A 15469-nucleotide genomic window follows, 5' to 3' on the forward strand; every position below is an offset into this window, starting at 1 on the left:
GTCAACGCCCCCCACGGTCGGCGATGACGGCGCGCATGATCTGCCCGGAGATCCGGGCCGCCTCTGCGCTGCCGCCGCTGCCGGCCTCTTCGAGCAGCACGCAGACCGCCGAGACCGGTTCCCCGTTGGAGTCGATGGCGAAACCGATGAACCAGCCGTGGTCGGGCCGGTCCGGCGCCGACTGGGCGGTGCCCGTCTTGCCGCCCACGGTGTAGCCGTTGATCTGTGCCGAGCGGGCGGTGCCGTTCTCGACCACGCTGACCATCATGTCCCGCAGGTCGGCGGCGACCTCACGGCTGACCGGCCGGCGCAGTTCACGCGGCTGGGCGGGGTCGTAGACGGTGGTGCGGTCCGGCCCGAGGAGCTGGCGTACCAGGTAGGGCCGCATCTGGCTGCCCTGGTTGGCGACCGCCGCGGCGATCAACGCCCCCTCTAGGGGGCTCATCCGCACGTCGCGCTGCCCGATGGAGGACTGGGCCAGCGCCGCCGGGTCGGCCCCGCCGTCGGGGTTCAGCATGTCGCCGGTACGGCTGGCCGCCACCGACTGGCCGCCCTCGCCGAGCCGGCCGACGGTCAGGTCCTCCTGCTCGAAGCCGAACTGCCGGGCCTTCTCCTTGATCACGTCCGGGCCGAGCTGCACACCGAGCTTGGCGAAGCCGGTGTTGCAGGAGTCGGTGACCGCCTTCATCAGCGTGACCTGCGACTGCGGGCAGATCGACGGCACCGCGTTGGTGATCGCCTCGCCGGAGGTGGGCGGGGTGTAGCTGGGGCCGGCCGGGATGTTCGTGTCCTTGCCGATCCCGTTCTCCAGCGCGGCGGCGGCCACCACCATCTTGAACGTGGAGCCCGGCGGCAGCACCTCGGCCAGCGCGCGGTTGCGCAGCGGACGCTGCGGGTCCTGCTCCAGCTCGTTGTACGCCTTGGTCGCCTCGCTGGTGTTGTGGCTGGCCAGCGGGTTCGGGTCGAAGCTGGGCATGGAGACCAGTGCCTGCACCGCCCCGGTCTTCGGGTCGATGGCGATCGCCGCGCCCTTCTTCACCCCCCGGTTGTTGTTGCGCAACTGGTCGTACGCGACGTCCTGGGCCCCCTTCGAGAGGGTGAGCAGCACGTTTCCGCCGGCGGTGCGGTCGCCGGTGAACATGTCCTTGATCCGGTTGGCGATGAGCTGGTCGCTGGTGCCGGCGAGGAAGTCGTTCTCGGAGCGCTCGATCCCGGTGTCACCGAGGTTGACCGGCTTGTAGCCGAGCACGTGGGCGTACTTCGCCCCGCCCGGATAGGTCCGCAGGAACCTCAGCTCGCCCTCGGTCTCCTTGCTGACCGCCAGTGCGGTGCCGCCCGCCTCGATGTTGCCGCGACGGCGCTCGTACTCGGCGACCTGGACCCGGCCGTTGTAGTCGCTGGTGCGGTACTCGTCGGCCTTGTACGCCTGGATCCAGTTCAGGTTCGCGAAGAGCAGGGCGAACAGGACGATGACGACGACGCCGACCCGGCGCAGGGGTGCGTTCACGGCTTGATCACCTCCGTGGGGGCACCGTGCAGTTGCTCGGGCGGCCCGCCGGACGGACGGTTCACCTTGCCACCGACCCCGGTCACCGGGCGCCGCCCGGCGTCGGAGACCCGCAGCAGCACCGCGACGAGCAGCCAGTTCGCCATCAGCGAGGAGCCACCGGCGGAGAGGAAGGGAGTGGTCTGACCGGTGAGCGGGATCAGCCCGCTGATGCCGCCGACGATCACGAAGACCTGGAGCGCGAGGGTGAAGGCCAAGCCACCGGCGAGCAGCTTGCCGAAGGAGTCACGGACCGCGATGGCGGCCCGCAGGCCGCGCTCCACGATCAGCAGATAGATCACCAGCAGCGCGGAGAGACCGAACAGGCCGATCTCCTCGCCGAGGCCGGCGAAGATGAAGTCGTTCTGCACCTCCGGCAGCAGCAGCGGCTGGCCGCCGCCCGGTCCGGCGCCGAACATCCCGCCGGTGCCGAGCGCGAGCAGCCCCTGCACCAACTGGTAGCCGGAGTCGTACGGCTCGGCGAACGGGTCGAGCCAGATCTCGGCCCGGACGTAGAAGTTCGCGAACGGTCCACCGACCAGTTCCCCGAGCACGTACGCGAGGTAGGCGCCGCCGAAGAAGAGGACCAGACCGATGAGCAGCCAACTGACCCGTTCGGTGGCGATGTACACCGTCGCCACGAACATGCCGAAGTAGAGCAGCGAGGTGCCCAGGTCCTTCTCGAAGATCAGGACGAGCAGGCTGATCACCCAGACCACGAGCACCGGGCCGAGGTCACGGCCGCGCGGGAAGTCGATGCCGAGGAACCGGTGGCTGGCCAGCGAGAGCACCTCGCGCTTGCGGACCAGGTAGTAGGCGAAGAAGACCAGCAGGGCGAGCTTCGCGAACTCGCCGGGCTGGATGGAGAAGCTGCCGACGCGTACCCAGAGCTTGGCACCGTTGATCTCGGAGATGCTGGCCGGCAGCACGGCCGGCAGCATGACCAGCACGATGCCGGCCAGGCCCAGCGTGTACGCGTACCGGGAGATCGAACGGTGGTCGCGCATCAGGGCCAGCAGCCCGGCGGCGAGGATCACCGAGACCAGCGTCCAGGCCAACTGCCGCCCGCCGGTGCCGGCGAAGGTGGCCATGTCGACCCGGTCCTCGGGAGCCGACCGGGCCAGGTCCAGCCGGTGCAGGAAGCCGACCCCGAGCCCGTTGAGCAGGGCCACCGCCGGCAGCAGGGCCGGGTCGGCGAAGGGCGCCAGGAACCGGATCACCAGGTGCAGGCCGAGGAACACCGCCGTGAGCGCGGCGGCCGGCACCCAGAAGGTCGGGGTGACCGTGTCGAGCACGTTCGCCTCGACCATCGCCCCGTACGCCGCGACCAGGGCCATCGCCAGCAACAGCAGCGACAGTTCGGCGTTGCGTCGGGACCGGGCCTGGCGTACGCCGGAACGCTCGCCCGCGTTGGCGGGCGAGGTTGCCGGAGTGGCCGCTGCGGTCACGATCGTCCTCGGTTCGGGTGCCGGTGCCTACTCGGGCGACCGGCAGGCCGCCGGGTCGACGGTGGGCGAGAAGGTGTCGGGCGTGGCGTCGGGCGTACCGGTGGGCAGGGCCGCCGCCCCGTTGTCGGACGGCCGCACCGGTGGGGTCGCGGAGCCGCCCGTGGCGGAGACCGACGCGCTGCGGACCGGGCTCGGTGAGCCGCTCGGCGCATCCGGTGCCGGCGAGGGTTCGCCCGCGTCGGGGGTCGGGGGCGGGGGCGTCGCGGGCGGGCAGATCGGCTTGAGGTTGACGTTGGTGGGGCTGTCCACCGTCAACTCGGCCAGTCGGCGTTCCGCGTCCGGCTCGCTCTTGGCCGGGATGCCCTGCTTGACCTGCTCCTGTGCCGCGAGGGTGAGATCGTCGAGCTGGGCGCTGCTCTCGGAGTGGACCGTGGAGAGGTCCATCCCGGCGATCTGGCCCTGGATGCCACGGAACACGGCCACCTGACCGTCCTGCGTGGCGCCGACGTAGTACTGCCGCTGGGTGTAGGTGTACCCGCCGTAGAGGCTGCCGGCGAGGATCACCGCCAGGGCGGTCGTCATCGCCAGCGCCCGCAGCGGTCGCCGACGGGGCTCCGGCTCGTCGTCGCCGTTGCCGGCGGGCTCCTCCGGCACGGGCGGGCGGGGGGCGGAGAGCGCCGAGGCCCGGGCGGCCGGGGTGGAGACGTCGGCCGAGGTAGCCATGCCACGGTCGCGGGCGGCAGCGCCGCCGACGATCGGTGCCGCCTCGACGATGTCCCGGTCGGTGGCGTCCGCGATGATCACGGTGATGTTGTCCGGACCGCCGCCGCGCAGGGCGAGCTGCACGAGTCGCTCGACACACTGCTGCGGGTCGGTGTACTCGCGCATGGTCTCGCCGATGGTCTCCGCACTGACCACGCCGGAGAGTCCGTCGGAGCAGATCAGGTAGCGGTCACCGGTGAGCACCTGGCGCACGGAGTACTCGGGGTCGATGTCCCGGCCGTCCAGGGCCCGGGTGAGCAGCGAGCGCTGGGGGTGGCTGCTCGCCTCCTCCGGGCTGATCCGGCCTTCGTCGACGAGCATCTGGACGTAGGTGTCGTCCTTGGTGATCTGCGCGAACTCGCCGTCACGAAGGAGATAGGCCCGCGAGTCACCGATGTGGACCATGCCCAGCTTGCTGCCGGAGAAGAGGGTCGCGGTGAGCGTGGTGCCCATCCCCTCCAGCTGTGGGTTGGCTTCCACGGTGTCGCGGAGCTGCTGGTTGGCGGTGCCCACGGCGGAACGCAACGCGTCGACCAGGGCGTCACCGGGGACGTCCTCGTCGAGCGGCGCCATGGCACCGATGACGATGTTGCTGGCGACGTCACCGGCGGCCATGCCGCCCATGCCGTCGGCGACGGCGAGTAGCCGCGGTCCGGCGTAGACGGAATCCTGGTTACCGTCACGGATCAGACCGCGGTCGCTGTGGGCCGCATAGCGCAGGGTCAGAGTCATGGCCGTAATTCGAGAGAGGTGCGGCCGATCCGGATCGGCACGCCGAGGGGGACGGGGGTCGGTCCGGTGACCTTAGCGCGATCGAGGTACGTCCCGTTAGTCGAGCCGAGATCCTCGACGAACCACTGCCCGTCACGCGGTACGAGCCGGGCGTGTCGCGCGGAGGCGTAGTCGTCGGTGATGACGAGGGTGGAGTCCTCGGCCCGACCGATGGTTATCTGTGCCTCGCCCAACGTGATCCGGGTGCCGGCCAGTTGCCCCGCGGTCACCACCAGTTGGTGTGCCGCCCGTCCCCGCTTGACCTTCGCCGGCTTCGCCGTCGCCTGACCGGTCGACGCGCCGACCGCTCGGGGTGCGGCCACGAGCCGACCTGAGCGGGCCCCCGCGAACAGGTCCCGACGGATGACGCCGACCACCGTGAACACGAAGATCCACAGCAGGACGAGGAATCCGAACCGGGCGACGGTGATGACGAGTTCCGGCAAGGCGGGTCAGCCGTCCACGCGGAAGGTCAGGGTGGTCGTACCGAGCTGGATCATGTCGCCGGGGTTCAGCGCCACGGCGGAGACCCGCTGGCCGTTGACCATCGTGCCGTTGGTCGAGCCGAGATCGGTCAGCACGACCTGGCCGCCGTCGAAGTCCAGCCGGGCGTGTCGCCGGGAGATGCCGACGTCGGGCAGACGCAGGTTGGCCTGGTCGCCCCGACCGATCACGGTCGAGCCCATCTGGAGCGGGTAGGTGCGGCCGTCACCGGAGACCAGCCGGACGTTGCGGCCACCACCGTGCCCCTGCGGGGGTCCGTAGCCGCCACCCTGGTCGTACGAGGGGTAGCCGGGCGGACCGGCGTCGTACCCGCCGCCGGGCGCCGAGACCGGGGCGACCTCGCCACCGGTGTAGACCTCGGCGGTGACCCGGAACATGCCGGTGTCCAGCCCTTCACCGCGCTCGATCTCGACGATCACGTCGCCGTAGACCGTCCAGGCCTGCTCGCCGATGAACTCCGCCTGCGACTGGGCCAACTCCTGGGCCAGCGCGGCGGCGTACGGCGCCAGCCGACTGTGGTCGTACGGCGAGAGATCGATCACGTAGCGGTTCGGCACCAAGGTGCGCCCACCGGCCAGGATGGCCTTGTGCGCCTCGGCCTCCCGCTGCATGGCGTTGAGGATCTCCACGGGGTGCACGACCCCCTTGAAGACCTTGGCGAAGGCCCCCTCTACCAGGCCTTCCAGACGCTTCTCGAAGCGTTGCAGCACGCTCACCGGCTCCTCCTCGGGTCCCGAGGACATGATGGTATCCGTCCAGAGCGCACGCAGCTCACACGCCGCTCGGCGAGCAGGCCACGGCCCGTTCGGACGGCCTCGAATCGTCGTGCTACTCTTTCGTCCGCCACGAACGGTAACCGCTGGAAGCAGCGAATGCCATTCGCGGTCACGACCGAGGGTCACGTAGCATTGCCGAGGTCCGCCGGAGACGGTGGAGCTGGCACGGGCTACGCTGCCCGAGGTCATGCCACGGGGAAGTGGCGGAATGGCAGACGCGCACGGTTCAGGTCCGTGTGCCCGAAAGGGCGTGGGGGTTCAACTCCCCCCTTCCCCACCACAGACGAGGGCTCCGCGGCGACGCGGGGCCCTCGCTCCGTATCGAGGCGTACGAAACGTCACGCTATGCTCCGATGGTTTCTGCCTCCGACGCACCAGGAGTGGCATGTGAGTGTCGCATTCGTGACCGGTTCGGGCGGGCTGATCGGCTCCGAGGCGGTCCGGCACTTCGCCGGCCTCGGTCTCGACGTCGTCGGCATCGACAACGACATGCGGCAGGAGTTCTTCGGCGAGGAGGCGTCCACCGCCTGGAACGTCCGCCGGCTGACCGACGAGCTGGGTGAGCGGTATTCGCACCACAGCATCGACATCCGCGACCGCAGCGCGCTCGGCGCGCTGTTCAAGCGGTACGGCCGGGACGTCGCCGTGGTGATCCACACGGCCGCGCAGCCCTCGCACGACTGGGCCGTGCGCGACCCGTTCACCGACTTCGACGTGAACGCCGCCGGCACCCTGAACGTCCTGCAGAGCGTCCGCGAGCACTGCGTGGAGGCACCGGTCATCCACTGCTCCACGAACAAGGTCTACGGCGACCGGCCGAACAGCCTGCCGCTGGTCGAGCAGGAGACCCGCTGGGAGATCGAGCCGGGCCACCCGTACGAGCAGGGCATCCGCGAGGACATGTCGATCGACGCCTGCCTGCACTCCATCTTCGGCGCCTCCAAGGTCGCCGCGGACGTGATGGTGCAGGAGTACGGCCGCTACTTCGACATGCGGACCGCCTGCTTCCGGGGCGGGACGCTAACCGGCCCGGCCCACTCGGCGACCGAGCTGCACGGCTTCCTGGCGTACGTGATGCGCTGCAACCTGGAGCGCCGGACGTACAAGATCTACGGCTACCAGGGCAAGCAGGTGCGGGACGCGATCCACAGCTCGGACGTGGTCTCCGCGTTCGAGGCGTTCTTCCGCGACCCGCGCTCGGCGGCGGTGTACAACCTCGGCGGCGGCCGGCACTCGAACACCTCCATGCGGGAGGCGTTCACCGAGGCCGAGCGGATCACCGGGCAAGAGATGATCTCGGAGTACGTCGAGGCCAACCGGGTCGGCGACCACAAGTGGTGGATCGGCTCCAACGAGGCGTTCCAGGCCGACTACCCGGACTGGAAGCAGGTCTACGACGTACCCATGATCATGCGTGAGATCTACGAGGCCAACGTGGACAAGTGGGTGCCCGGAGCATGACCAAGAAGAACGTCCTCGGCGTCCTCGTCGACGCCACGACCTACGCCGAGGCGACCGAGCGGGTGGTGGCCGCCGCGCAGGAACGCCGCCCGATGGCGTTGACCGCGCTGGCCGTGCACGGCGTGATGACCGGCGTACTGGACCCACCGCACAACGCGCGACTCAACTCGTTCGACGTGGTGACCCCGGACGGCCAGCCGGTGCGCTGGGCGCTCAACCTGCTGCACGGCGCCGGCCTCACCGACCGGGTGTACGGGCCGCTGCTGACCCTGCACGTGCTCTCCCGCTTCGCCGACGAGGGCCTGCCGGTCTACCTGTACGGCTCGACCGACGAGACGCTGGCCCGGCTGATCCCGGAGCTGGAGCGGATGTTCCCGGCGTTGAAGATCGCCGGGGTGGAGGCGTCGAAGTTCCGCCCCGTGCAGCCGGGCGAGGACGTCGAGATCGCCGACCGGATCCGGGCCAGCGGCGCCCGGCTCGTCCTGGTCGGCCTCGGCTGCCCCCGCCAGGAGGTCTTCACGTACGCGATGCGTCCGCTGCTGGACATGCCGATGATGGCGGTCGGCGCGGCCTTCGACTATCACGCCGGACTGCTGCGTCAGCCGCCGCCGTGGATGCAGCGGGCCGGGCTGGAGTGGTTCTGGCGGCTCGGGCTGGAGCCGAAGCGGCTCTGGCGTCGCTACGTGATCCTCAACCCGGCCTACCTCGGCCGGCTGTTCGCGCAGAAGACCGGGCTGTGGAAGGCCCGGCCGCCGGCTCCGGCCACCGAGCGTCCACGCACGTTCGCGGTCTGACCACGGCGTCGAACGACCACCGGGCCCCTGGCGTGATGCCGGGGGCCCGATGCCGTTGCGGACGTCAGAGGGTCAGCGTCCAGGTGTTCACGTAGCCGGTGTCTCCGCTGTAGACGTCCCGCACCTGGAGTCGCCAGGTGCCGTTCGCCGCCTCGCTGGAGAGGTTCACCGTGTAGGTGGCGTTCACGTTGGCCGTGCCGTCGAAGATGCTGCTGTTCTTCAGGCGGTAGGAGGAGCCGTCCGGCGCGAGCAGGTCGACGACCAGGTCACCCCGGTAGGTGTGCACGATGTTCACCGCGACGGTCGAGGTCGACGCGGCGTTCCGGTTGCAGCCGGCGATGGTGATCGAGCTGGTCACCGCCGCGCCCGCGTCCGGGATCGCCACGTCGGTGCCGTTGCTGCCCGTGCAGCCGCCGCTGCCGCTGCCGGTCACCGTCAGCGAGAACGTCGCGGTCCTGCTGCCGGAGGCGGCGCTGCCGGTCACCGTCACCGGGTACGTGCCGGCGGGAGTACCTGCCGAGGTGGTGACGGTCAGCGTCGACGACCCGCCGGAGGTGACGGTGGCCGGGCTGAACGAGGCGGTCGCCCCGGACGGCAGACCGCTCGCCGAGAGGCTGACCGACTGCGCGGACCCGTTGGTGGTGGCGGTGGACACACTCGTGGTCACCGAGCCACCGGGTGCGGTGGAGCCGGCGGTCGGCGACACCGAGACCGAGAAGTCGTTGGTCGGCGGCGGGGTGTCGCCGTTGACCACGTAGAGCAGCTGGTTCGGGGTGCCGGTGCCCACGTTCGTGATCACGTTCGGGGTGGAGTTGGCCACCAGGTAGTCCCGGACCTGTTGCGGGGTCCACGACGGGTTGGCCGACAGCACGAGCGCGGCGACGCCGGCCACGTGCGGGGACGCCATCGACGTACCGCTGATCGAGTTGGTCGCGGTGTCGCCGGTGTGCCAGGCCGACGTGATGCTCACGCCCGGCGCGAGGATGTCCACGCAGGTGCCGAAGTTGGAGAAGCTCGCGGCGGCGTCGTTGTTCTGGGTGGCGCCGACGGTGATCGCCGGAGCGGCCCGGGCCGGCGAGTAGTTGCAGGCGTTCTGCCGCTGGCCGAGCGCGTTGCCGTTACCGGCGGCCACCGCGTAGGTGATGCCGGCGTTGATCGAGTTGATCACCGCGTTGTCGACCGAGGTGTTCGCCCCGCCGCCCAGGCTCATGTTGGCGACGGCCGGCTTGACCGCGTTCGCGGTGACCCAGTCGATGCCGGCGATGACTCCGGCGTTGGTGCCGCTGCCCTGGCAGTTCAGCACCTTGACGGCCACCAGTCGGGTGGCCTTGGCGACGCCGTACGCGGTGCCGCCGACCGTACCGGCGACGTGGGTGCCGTGGCCGTTGCAGTCGGTGTTGTTGGTGTCGACGGTGTTCGTGCCCCAGGTCGCCCGGCCGCCGAAGTCGGAGTGGGTCGTCCGGATGCCGGTGTCGATGACGTACGAGGTGACGTTCGAGGCGGTGTTCGGGTAGGTGTAGGAGCTGTTCAGCGGCAGGTTCCGCTGGTCGATCCGGTCCAGGCCCCAGGACGGGGGGTTCGTCTGGGTGCCGCTGATCGTGACGGTGTGGTTCTGCTCGACGTACGCCACCGCCGGGTCGGCGGCGATCCGCGCCGCAGCCTTGGCGCTGACCCGGAGTTCCGCGCCGCGTACCGCTGCGGTCCAGGTGCGGGCCGTGCTGCCGCCGTGGCGGCGCACCAGCCGGTCCACCGACGAACCGACGGCGTTGCGGCCCACCTCGGCGTCCTTGAACACGACGATGTAGCTGCCCTCGACGGCGGTGGCACCGCCGGCACTCCTGATCGTGCCGACCGGCTCGGCCGCCATGGCCGGCGTGGCAGTGGCGACCATGGCCAGCGCGGCCAGGCCGACGAGTACGGACCTGTGTGGAAGAGCCATCTTCCTACCTCCCTCCGACCGGCCCTGATCGTCTACCCGCTCGTGGCAGGTTGATCGATGAATGCCGATCGAGGTGAGAGTAGTGGTGTGCCCGGAGGCAGATAAACATGCCGGATCTCCCATCACGTCGGTGCGATGGCCCCCTACGGGGATCAGGTACGGGACGAACGGGGGGCGGGCCCGGATTCGCGAGAGCGGAAATCGGGCAAGTCTGATGGGCATGCAGAGCCATCTCGCCCTCCTGCTCCCGGTCGCCACCGTCTGGTGGGTCGCCGGATACCTCGCGGACGGGCTGCCCCGGATGACCCACGCCCGCGGCCTGCGCCGACACACCGGCTGGCTGCTCGGCCTGACCGGGGTCGGACTCGCCCTGACGGTGGCGCTGCCGATCGCCGGGCTGAGCACTCCCGGGGCCACCCTGGCCGATCGGGCCGCGAGCGGACTCACGCTGGCCGCCGTACCCGCCGCCGTGGTGGCGATCTGCACGGTCCGCCGGGTCCGCCGCCTGTTGGCCGGAGCCAGCACGCTCGCCACCGCCCCCCGGACCCCGGCCCCGCACGGGTTGCGGGCCGCCGCCGCCCATCCGCTGATCGGCCTGCCGTTGCAGGTGACCGGGCTGGCTCTGCTGCCGGCTCTGATCGCGGCCAGCGGCGCCGGTCAGTTCTTCGGGCCCGGTGCGGCCGGACCGGCGGTCACCGTGGGCGCGCTGGGCGTGGCGGCCATCGGCGTACGCCATGCGCTGCGGCACAACCGGCTCGCCGAGTTGGCCATGCCGGAGCGGGCGGCGACCTCAGCGCAGCCGGCCCGAGCCCTGCACGTATAGCAGTTCCAGGATCGCCCGGGTCGCCTCGAACCAGCGGTCCAGCCAGCCGGGCGGCGGAACGCTGCCGCGCGGCGGCAGCTCCATCATCAGCCCGTGCATCAGTGGGTGGTCCACCAGGGAGGGATTCTCCGCCATCGGCCATCCCGGCGGCGGGAACGATGCCTCGGTGAGCGGGTTCGGATCCAGTGACGGCGCGTGCTGCGACTGTACCGACTCGGCCATGCCTCTGACGTCCCGCCCGCCGCGATCACCGTCGGGCGGCACCTCGGTCAGCATGCTGTCCCTGCGGGCGCCGCGGTACTGCCCGCCGAAGCGCTCCGCCTTGGCCGGGCCGTTGCTGATGTTCTCTGATCCGATGTTCGTCATTCCGTCTCGCCTGCCTCGCTCGGTTACCCGCCCTGCCGGGGGGATGTCGACCAGCGCGTACCGAGTAGTACAACGAGACACGGTCGATGTGGCGACGGCAGCCGTCCCGGCCGACCGGCGGGCCCGTGCCGCAACGCACGGTCCCCGTCCGGCCAGGCCGGACGGGGACCGTCTACACCGCTTACCGCCAGTCAGCTCCGGCCGAACGCGCCGTCCCTGGTGCCGGCGACGAAGGCGTGCCAGTGTCCCGGTGCGAAGACGAGGGCCGGACCGGCCTTGTCCTTCGAATCCCGGACGCCGACCGCCCCGGTCACGTACGCCACCTCCACGCAGTTGTCACAGTTCGGGCCGCTCTTCGAGCTCTTGAACCATGTCGCCTGCGTCAGGTCCACGGAGAATCCTTGCGTCGCCACTTCCACAACGGCTCCTCTGCCAGTCTCGCGATGTACTCGACGGACTCCTCCGGACGTCGGGCCGCTGCTCGAATGTGATCGAAGATGAAGCTGTACTTCTGTAGCTCGTCGCTCTTCTCCAGGAAAAGCCCACCCGTGGCGTTCTCCGCGTACACGACATCCGGATCACCGGGTTCGGGGAAACTGAGGATCGTGAAGGTGCCGTCCATGCCTGCGTGCGCCCCTACCTCGAACGGCAGGACCTGGAGCGTCACGTTCGGCAGTTGGGCCACCTCCGCCAATCGTTTGAGCTGGCCACGCATGACCGTGTCCCCGCCAACCGGACGGCTCAGCACCGCCTCATCGAGCACCACCCACAGATCGACCGGATCATCCTGGGTCAACAACGACTGACGGCCGAGTCGGACACGCACTCTTTGTTGCACCTGTTCGGGGGTGAAGTCCGGACGGGCGGCCTTGATCATCGCGCTGGCGTACTCCTCGGTCTCCAACAGTCCGGGAATCACCTGCTGCTCGTACGCACGGATCGAGCTGGCCGCCGCCTCCAGGCCGACGAACGCACCGACCAACACCGTGCTGTACGGGTGCCACCAGCCCTTCTGTCGCGCCTCGCGGGCGATCTGGACCAGCTCGTCACTCTCGGCGCCGACCACACCGTAGATCCGGAGCATGTCCCGCACGTCGCGGGGCGTGGCGGAGGTGTGGCCGGTCTCGATGCGGGAGATCTTCGACGCCGAGCACTCCAACTGCTCGGCGACGGCTTCTATGGTGATGCCGGCGGCCTCGCGTTGGCGGCGCAACTCCGCGCCGAGCCGGCGCCGCCGGATGGTCGGACTGCGGCGCTCGCTCACCCGTTGTCACCTCTCGCCTCGACGCGCCGCTGGTTCGACACCCGCCTCGGGCGCGACCGTCGGGGCTGGCGAGCGTACGCGGCATTGGGGTGGTGCCGGTCGTCGGCCGGCCGCGGCGGCGAAACCGTTCCTCAGTGTGCCGCTCGGGTGGTGGCGCGTTCAAGCGCCGTTTCGTGCGAGCCGCTCACTTATCGGCAAAAGTCTACGTGCAACTTGCATGCAGCACGCCTCTGATGCACTCTGTCCGTATGACCTGGGTTACGCACCGTCTCCGCGCCGTCTCCCCCCGTGATCTCCACGGCGGAGCCGCGGACGGGGCGTACACCCGACCGTCGGTCACGGGCCCGGATCTCCCGCACGGGAACCCGCCGCCCACCCCCGACGGCGGCTCCGGCGACACCACCTGAGCCCGCACCGGTCGAGCGGCGCGCCACCAGCGTTCCCGGCACCGACCAACGCCCGCGCCACGAACCGGCGCACGAGACACGACCTCGTCGCCGGAGCCGCATCTCCCCCCGATCGCCCCCGCCGGCCTTCCCCGCCGGCCAACCCTCTCAGGAGCCCATGTGCATCCCCGCTCCGGTGACGTACTGCACGTGACTCGCGCGGCGAGTGTCCAGTTCCGCAGCAAGCCCATCCAGTTCCGGGTGATCCGGGTACTCGACCGACCCACCTACGACGGTTGGCTCTGGCTCGAAGGCTACGAGTTGAACGCGGCGGGGGACGCGGTCAACCGGCGTTCGATCTTCGTCCAGCGAGCGGGTCTGGAGCAGATCCAGGCCGCTCCGCAGCCTCGTCCGCACACCGTCCGCTCAGCCCGTCGGCCGGTCACCCGAACACCGGTCCGGGTGGGCTGAGCATCACGAACAGCCGCCGTGGGGGCATGCCGACGCCATAGAATCGGTATGCCCACCCCGGCAAAGTCTCTATCCCGCGCGTCCCGGGCCCTGAACCTGGGATGGCCATGGTCAATCTGCCCACGCGACAGCCCCGACGATCCCGCATCACCTACGCCTTCGGAGTCCTGGCGCTGCTCGGCGCCGCCACCACCATGCTGGTGCTGGTCCGGGACCCCGCCCTCTCGTCCACCCGGCTGGCCGAGCCGGTGCCGGCACCAGAGATCACCGTGGTGCAGACCGAACCGACCGGCCCGTACGGCGTGACCGGCGGCTGGGACCGGTTCGGCACGAGCGACCAGCCGGGCGTCGATCCGACCACCGCGTACGGCGGTGCCGTGTCGGTAGACGGCCAGGACCGGGAGACGGCCCCGACGGCCCATGCCACCCGTGCGGATCCTCGCCAGGATCTCAGCCGCTCGCTCTTCTGGTCCGGCGTGTTCGGGTTGGCCATCTCACTGGCCGGGTTGGGCCTGGTCGGCACCAGACGCCGGATGTGGTGACCGGCCCTCAGGCGGTCGGACTCGCCGTGCCGGTCGGCTCGGCTGTCGGCGCACCGGTCGTCGGCGACGGGCTCGGGCTCGCGGCGGCCACCACCAGTCTGATCTCGTCACCCGCCTCGACCAACACACCCGCACCCGGCTCGGTGGCGATCACCGTGCCCGACGGCTGGTCCGACAGCCGGTACTCCACCTCGTAGCCGAGATCGAGCTGGTCCAGCAGCGCCCGCGCCGCCGCCTCGGAGAGCCCGGTCAACGGCGGCACCGGAAGCTGGGCCGGGGCGGCGCTGGTGGTCGGCGGTGAAGACGGTGACGGGGTGGTCGGCGACGGTGCGGCGGTGGTCGGCGGTGCCTGTGTCGTCGGCTGTGGCGACGGTGGCGTCGATCCGTCCTCGTCCAGCGCCTGCCGGACCAACCACAGGCCCAGACCGAGCAGGCCGAGCAGGAGCAGCAGGACGACACCCCAGAGAATCGGCAGCCACCAGCGCCGGCTCGCCTGGTCGTCGGGGTACCAGTCACCACCGGCCGGCTCGCCGTCGAAACCCGGCCGCACCGACGGCACCTCCGCGCGGCCCGACCACGCCGCCGACCCGGACCGCTGCGTCGGGGGCAACGGCGCGGTGGCGTCCGCCGGTGCGGGCTCTCCGGGCGTACGGTCCATCGGCGCGGTCTCGTCGGGGCGTCCGGTGACCGGCGGGATCCGTCGGGTCCGGTCGTCCGACGCGTCCTCGGGCGGCTCCTGGCGGTCGTCGCTCATCGCACGTCCTTTCCGCCGGTCCGGCGGGCGGCATGGCCCTCGACGGTCAACCTAACGGTTCGTCGGGCCATCGGCCGGCATCAGCGTGTCGGAAGCGCGTCACTGCTACTGGTCGCTGGCCTCCGGGCTCGGGGTCGTGCCGCACCAGATCTGGACCGCGTCGTTCCACTTCCCGACGGCGCCGCCGGTCGGGTCCTGGGCGGTGACCGTGCCGGACCTCCCGGTGGGGTAACGCGGTGAGAAGCCGTCGTCGACGAGTTCGTCCTGTGCCTCGCCGCACGAGTCGCCGACCACGTCCGGGACCGAAGTCTCCGGTGCCGCACCCGCCACGATGATCTTGACGGTGACCCCGCGCTTCACCGGTGCACCGGCGGCCGGCTCGGTGCTGCGCACGCTGGAACTGTCGCCGCTGCCGCCGAACACGAAATGCCAGCCCAGCCCACGGTCCCGCAGTTCCTCCCGGGCCTCCTCGAAGTCCATCCCGACGAGTTCCGGCACGGTCAGGCCGGAACGGCTCGGCGCGGGCCGGGCAGGCTGGCTGGTCGCCGTCGTCGGCTTCTCGCGCGGCGTCGGCGAGCCCTCGGACGTCGGAGCCCGACTGCCGCTCGCGTCGAGGGTCGTGTCGCGTGGCGACTCCTGATCGCCGGCCAGCATCCAGCCGCCGGCCGCCCCGATGACGGCGAGGAGCACCGCCGCGAGCCCGCCGCCGATCACCACCCTCGTGCGGTCCGGGCCGGCACCGGAGCGCACCTCACCCCGATCCGTGGATTCGTCCGTCATCTCCGCCACCGCCCTATCACCGGCGACGGTAGTCGCCGACGCCAAGCACTGTCCGTCACTGTTGCCGCCTGGTACTGCGCAC

Annotated in this window: 16 protein-coding genes and 1 tRNA gene; 6 read left to right on the forward strand and 11 right to left on the reverse strand. The window is 70.7% G+C overall.

Annotated elements, in window-relative coordinates:
- Nucleotide 1: 1 nt before the first annotated feature.
- Genes ACFYTT_RS10595 through ACFYTT_RS10615 form a run of 5 tightly spaced genes read right to left on the reverse strand, consistent with a single transcriptional unit; the run spans nt 2 to nt 5774 of the window.
- Nucleotides 2-1507, reverse strand: coding sequence for a penicillin-binding protein 2 (locus ACFYTT_RS10595; protein ID WP_131051378.1), 1506 nt, complete (start codon nt 1505-1507; stop codon nt 2-4).
- Nucleotides 1504-2994, reverse strand: coding sequence for an FtsW/RodA/SpoVE family cell cycle protein (locus ACFYTT_RS10600; RefSeq protein ID WP_131051379.1), 1491 nt, complete (start codon nt 2992-2994; stop codon nt 1504-1506). The genes ACFYTT_RS10595 and ACFYTT_RS10600 overlap by 4 nt, the downstream gene beginning before the upstream one ends.
- Nucleotides 2995-3021: 27 nt before the next feature.
- Nucleotides 3022-4488, reverse strand: a complete 1467-nt coding sequence (locus ACFYTT_RS10605) for a PP2C family serine/threonine-protein phosphatase (RefSeq protein ID WP_176092220.1) — start codon at nt 4486-4488, stop codon at nt 3022-3024.
- Complete coding sequence (locus tag ACFYTT_RS10610) at nt 4485-4973, reverse strand: FHA domain-containing protein (RefSeq protein ID WP_111242783.1); 489 nt, start codon at nt 4971-4973, stop codon at nt 4485-4487. Before ACFYTT_RS10610 ends, ACFYTT_RS10605 begins: the two co-directional genes overlap by 4 nt.
- A 6-nt stretch (nt 4974-4979) precedes the next feature.
- A complete protein-coding gene (locus ACFYTT_RS10615; protein WP_131051381.1) occupies nt 4980-5774 on the reverse strand; it encodes a DUF3662 and FHA domain-containing protein in 795 nt (264 codons plus the stop codon).
- A gap of 227 nt (nt 5775-6001) precedes the next feature.
- Between ACFYTT_RS10615 and ACFYTT_RS10620 the strand changes: the two genes are divergently transcribed.
- From ACFYTT_RS10620 to ACFYTT_RS10630, 3 genes are all read left to right on the forward strand, one after another.
- A tRNA-Leu gene (locus tag ACFYTT_RS10620) sits at nt 6002-6087 on the forward strand.
- Between the two features lie 65 nt (nt 6088-6152).
- The gene (locus tag ACFYTT_RS10625) at nt 6153-7268 is read left to right on the forward strand and encodes an NAD-dependent epimerase/dehydratase family protein (protein ID WP_176092219.1); all 1116 of its coding nucleotides are present in this window, start codon (nt 6153-6155) and stop codon (nt 7266-7268) included.
- Nucleotides 7265-8062 (forward strand): WecB/TagA/CpsF family glycosyltransferase, encoded by a 798-nt coding sequence (locus ACFYTT_RS10630; RefSeq protein WP_357214451.1) that lies wholly within the window; start codon nt 7265-7267, stop codon nt 8060-8062. Before ACFYTT_RS10625 ends, ACFYTT_RS10630 begins: the two co-directional genes overlap by 4 nt.
- 64 nt (nt 8063-8126) lie before the next feature.
- Here the strand turns inward: ACFYTT_RS10630 and ACFYTT_RS10635 are convergent, their stop codons facing one another.
- The gene (locus ACFYTT_RS10635; protein WP_357214448.1) at nt 8127-10001 is read right to left on the reverse strand and encodes a S8 family serine peptidase; all 1875 of its coding nucleotides are present in this window, start codon (nt 9999-10001) and stop codon (nt 8127-8129) included.
- Nucleotides 10002-10221: 220 nt separating this feature from the next.
- Here ACFYTT_RS10635 and ACFYTT_RS10640 point away from each other — a divergent pair, with 220 nt between their 5' ends.
- On the forward strand, nt 10222-10824 hold the full coding sequence (locus ACFYTT_RS10640) for a hypothetical protein (RefSeq protein WP_387258590.1): 603 nt from the start codon (nt 10222-10224) through the stop codon (nt 10822-10824).
- Here ACFYTT_RS10640 and ACFYTT_RS10645 read toward each other — a convergent pair.
- The 3 genes from ACFYTT_RS10645 to ACFYTT_RS10655 form a co-directional block, all read right to left on the reverse strand.
- Nucleotides 10792-11190 (reverse strand): hypothetical protein, encoded by a 399-nt coding sequence (locus ACFYTT_RS10645; RefSeq protein WP_387258592.1) that lies wholly within the window; start codon nt 11188-11190, stop codon nt 10792-10794. The genes ACFYTT_RS10640 and ACFYTT_RS10645 overlap by 33 nt on opposite strands.
- A gap of 191 nt (nt 11191-11381) precedes the next feature.
- A complete protein-coding gene (locus ACFYTT_RS10650) occupies nt 11382-11603 on the reverse strand; it encodes a DUF397 domain-containing protein (RefSeq protein ID WP_131051387.1) in 222 nt (73 codons plus the stop codon).
- Nucleotides 11573-12454, reverse strand: coding sequence for a helix-turn-helix transcriptional regulator (locus tag ACFYTT_RS10655; RefSeq protein WP_131051388.1), 882 nt, complete (start codon nt 12452-12454; stop codon nt 11573-11575). Before ACFYTT_RS10655 ends, ACFYTT_RS10650 begins: the two co-directional genes overlap by 31 nt.
- Nucleotides 12455-13020: 566 nt before the next feature.
- On the opposite strand from ACFYTT_RS10655, the gene ACFYTT_RS10660 reads away from it, so the two are divergent.
- A complete protein-coding gene (locus ACFYTT_RS10660; protein WP_131051389.1) occupies nt 13021-13311 on the forward strand; it encodes a hypothetical protein in 291 nt (96 codons plus the stop codon).
- A gap of 107 nt (nt 13312-13418) precedes the next feature.
- On the forward strand, nt 13419-13853 hold the full coding sequence (locus ACFYTT_RS10665; protein WP_387258595.1) for a hypothetical protein: 435 nt from the start codon (nt 13419-13421) through the stop codon (nt 13851-13853).
- Between the two features lie 7 nt (nt 13854-13860).
- Here the strand turns inward: ACFYTT_RS10665 and ACFYTT_RS10670 are convergent, their stop codons facing one another.
- Complete coding sequence (locus ACFYTT_RS10670; RefSeq protein WP_387258597.1) at nt 13861-14607, reverse strand: PASTA domain-containing protein; 747 nt, start codon at nt 14605-14607, stop codon at nt 13861-13863.
- A gap of 105 nt (nt 14608-14712) precedes the next feature.
- Nucleotides 14713-15387 carry a PASTA domain-containing protein gene (locus ACFYTT_RS10675; RefSeq protein ID WP_176092216.1) on the reverse strand — a complete coding sequence of 225 codons (675 nt, stop codon included), beginning with the start codon at nt 15385-15387 and terminating at the stop codon, nt 14713-14715.
- Nucleotides 15388-15469 lie beyond the last annotated feature (82 nt).

The sequence above is a fragment of the Micromonospora sp. NPDC003816 genome (assembly GCF_042874705.1).
In the GTDB taxonomy this organism is placed as follows: Bacteria; Actinomycetota; Actinomycetes; order Mycobacteriales; family Micromonosporaceae; genus Micromonospora.

What these genes read in the sequence shown, in the direction of transcription:
- ACFYTT_RS10605 (WP_176092220.1), bottom strand. Translation starts at nt 4,488, where the DNA reads ATGACTCTGACCCTGCGCTATGCGGCCCACAGCGACCGCGGTCTGATC.
- ACFYTT_RS10615 (WP_131051381.1), bottom strand. Translation starts at nt 5,774, where the DNA reads ATGTCCTCGGGACCCGAGGAGGAGCCGGTGAGCGTGCTGCAACGCTTC.
- ACFYTT_RS10625 (WP_176092219.1), top strand. Translation starts at nt 6,153, where the DNA reads ATGCTCCGATGGTTTCTGCCTCCGACGCACCAGGAGTGGCATGTGAGT.
- ACFYTT_RS10630 (WP_357214451.1), top strand. Translation starts at nt 7,265, where the DNA reads ATGACCAAGAAGAACGTCCTCGGCGTCCTCGTCGACGCCACGACCTAC.
- ACFYTT_RS10635 (WP_357214448.1), bottom strand. Translation starts at nt 10,001, where the DNA reads ATGGCTCTTCCACACAGGTCCGTACTCGTCGGCCTGGCCGCGCTGGCC.
- ACFYTT_RS10640 (WP_387258590.1), top strand. Translation starts at nt 10,222, where the DNA reads ATGCAGAGCCATCTCGCCCTCCTGCTCCCGGTCGCCACCGTCTGGTGG.
- ACFYTT_RS10645 (WP_387258592.1), bottom strand. Translation starts at nt 11,190, where the DNA reads ATGACGAACATCGGATCAGAGAACATCAGCAACGGCCCGGCCAAGGCG.
- ACFYTT_RS10665 (WP_387258595.1), top strand. Translation starts at nt 13,419, where the DNA reads ATGGTCAATCTGCCCACGCGACAGCCCCGACGATCCCGCATCACCTAC.
- ACFYTT_RS10670 (WP_387258597.1), bottom strand. Translation starts at nt 14,607, where the DNA reads ATGAGCGACGACCGCCAGGAGCCGCCCGAGGACGCGTCGGACGACCGG.
- ACFYTT_RS10675 (WP_176092216.1), bottom strand. Translation starts at nt 15,387, where the DNA reads ATGACGGACGAATCCACGGATCGGGGTGAGGTGCGCTCCGGTGCCGGC.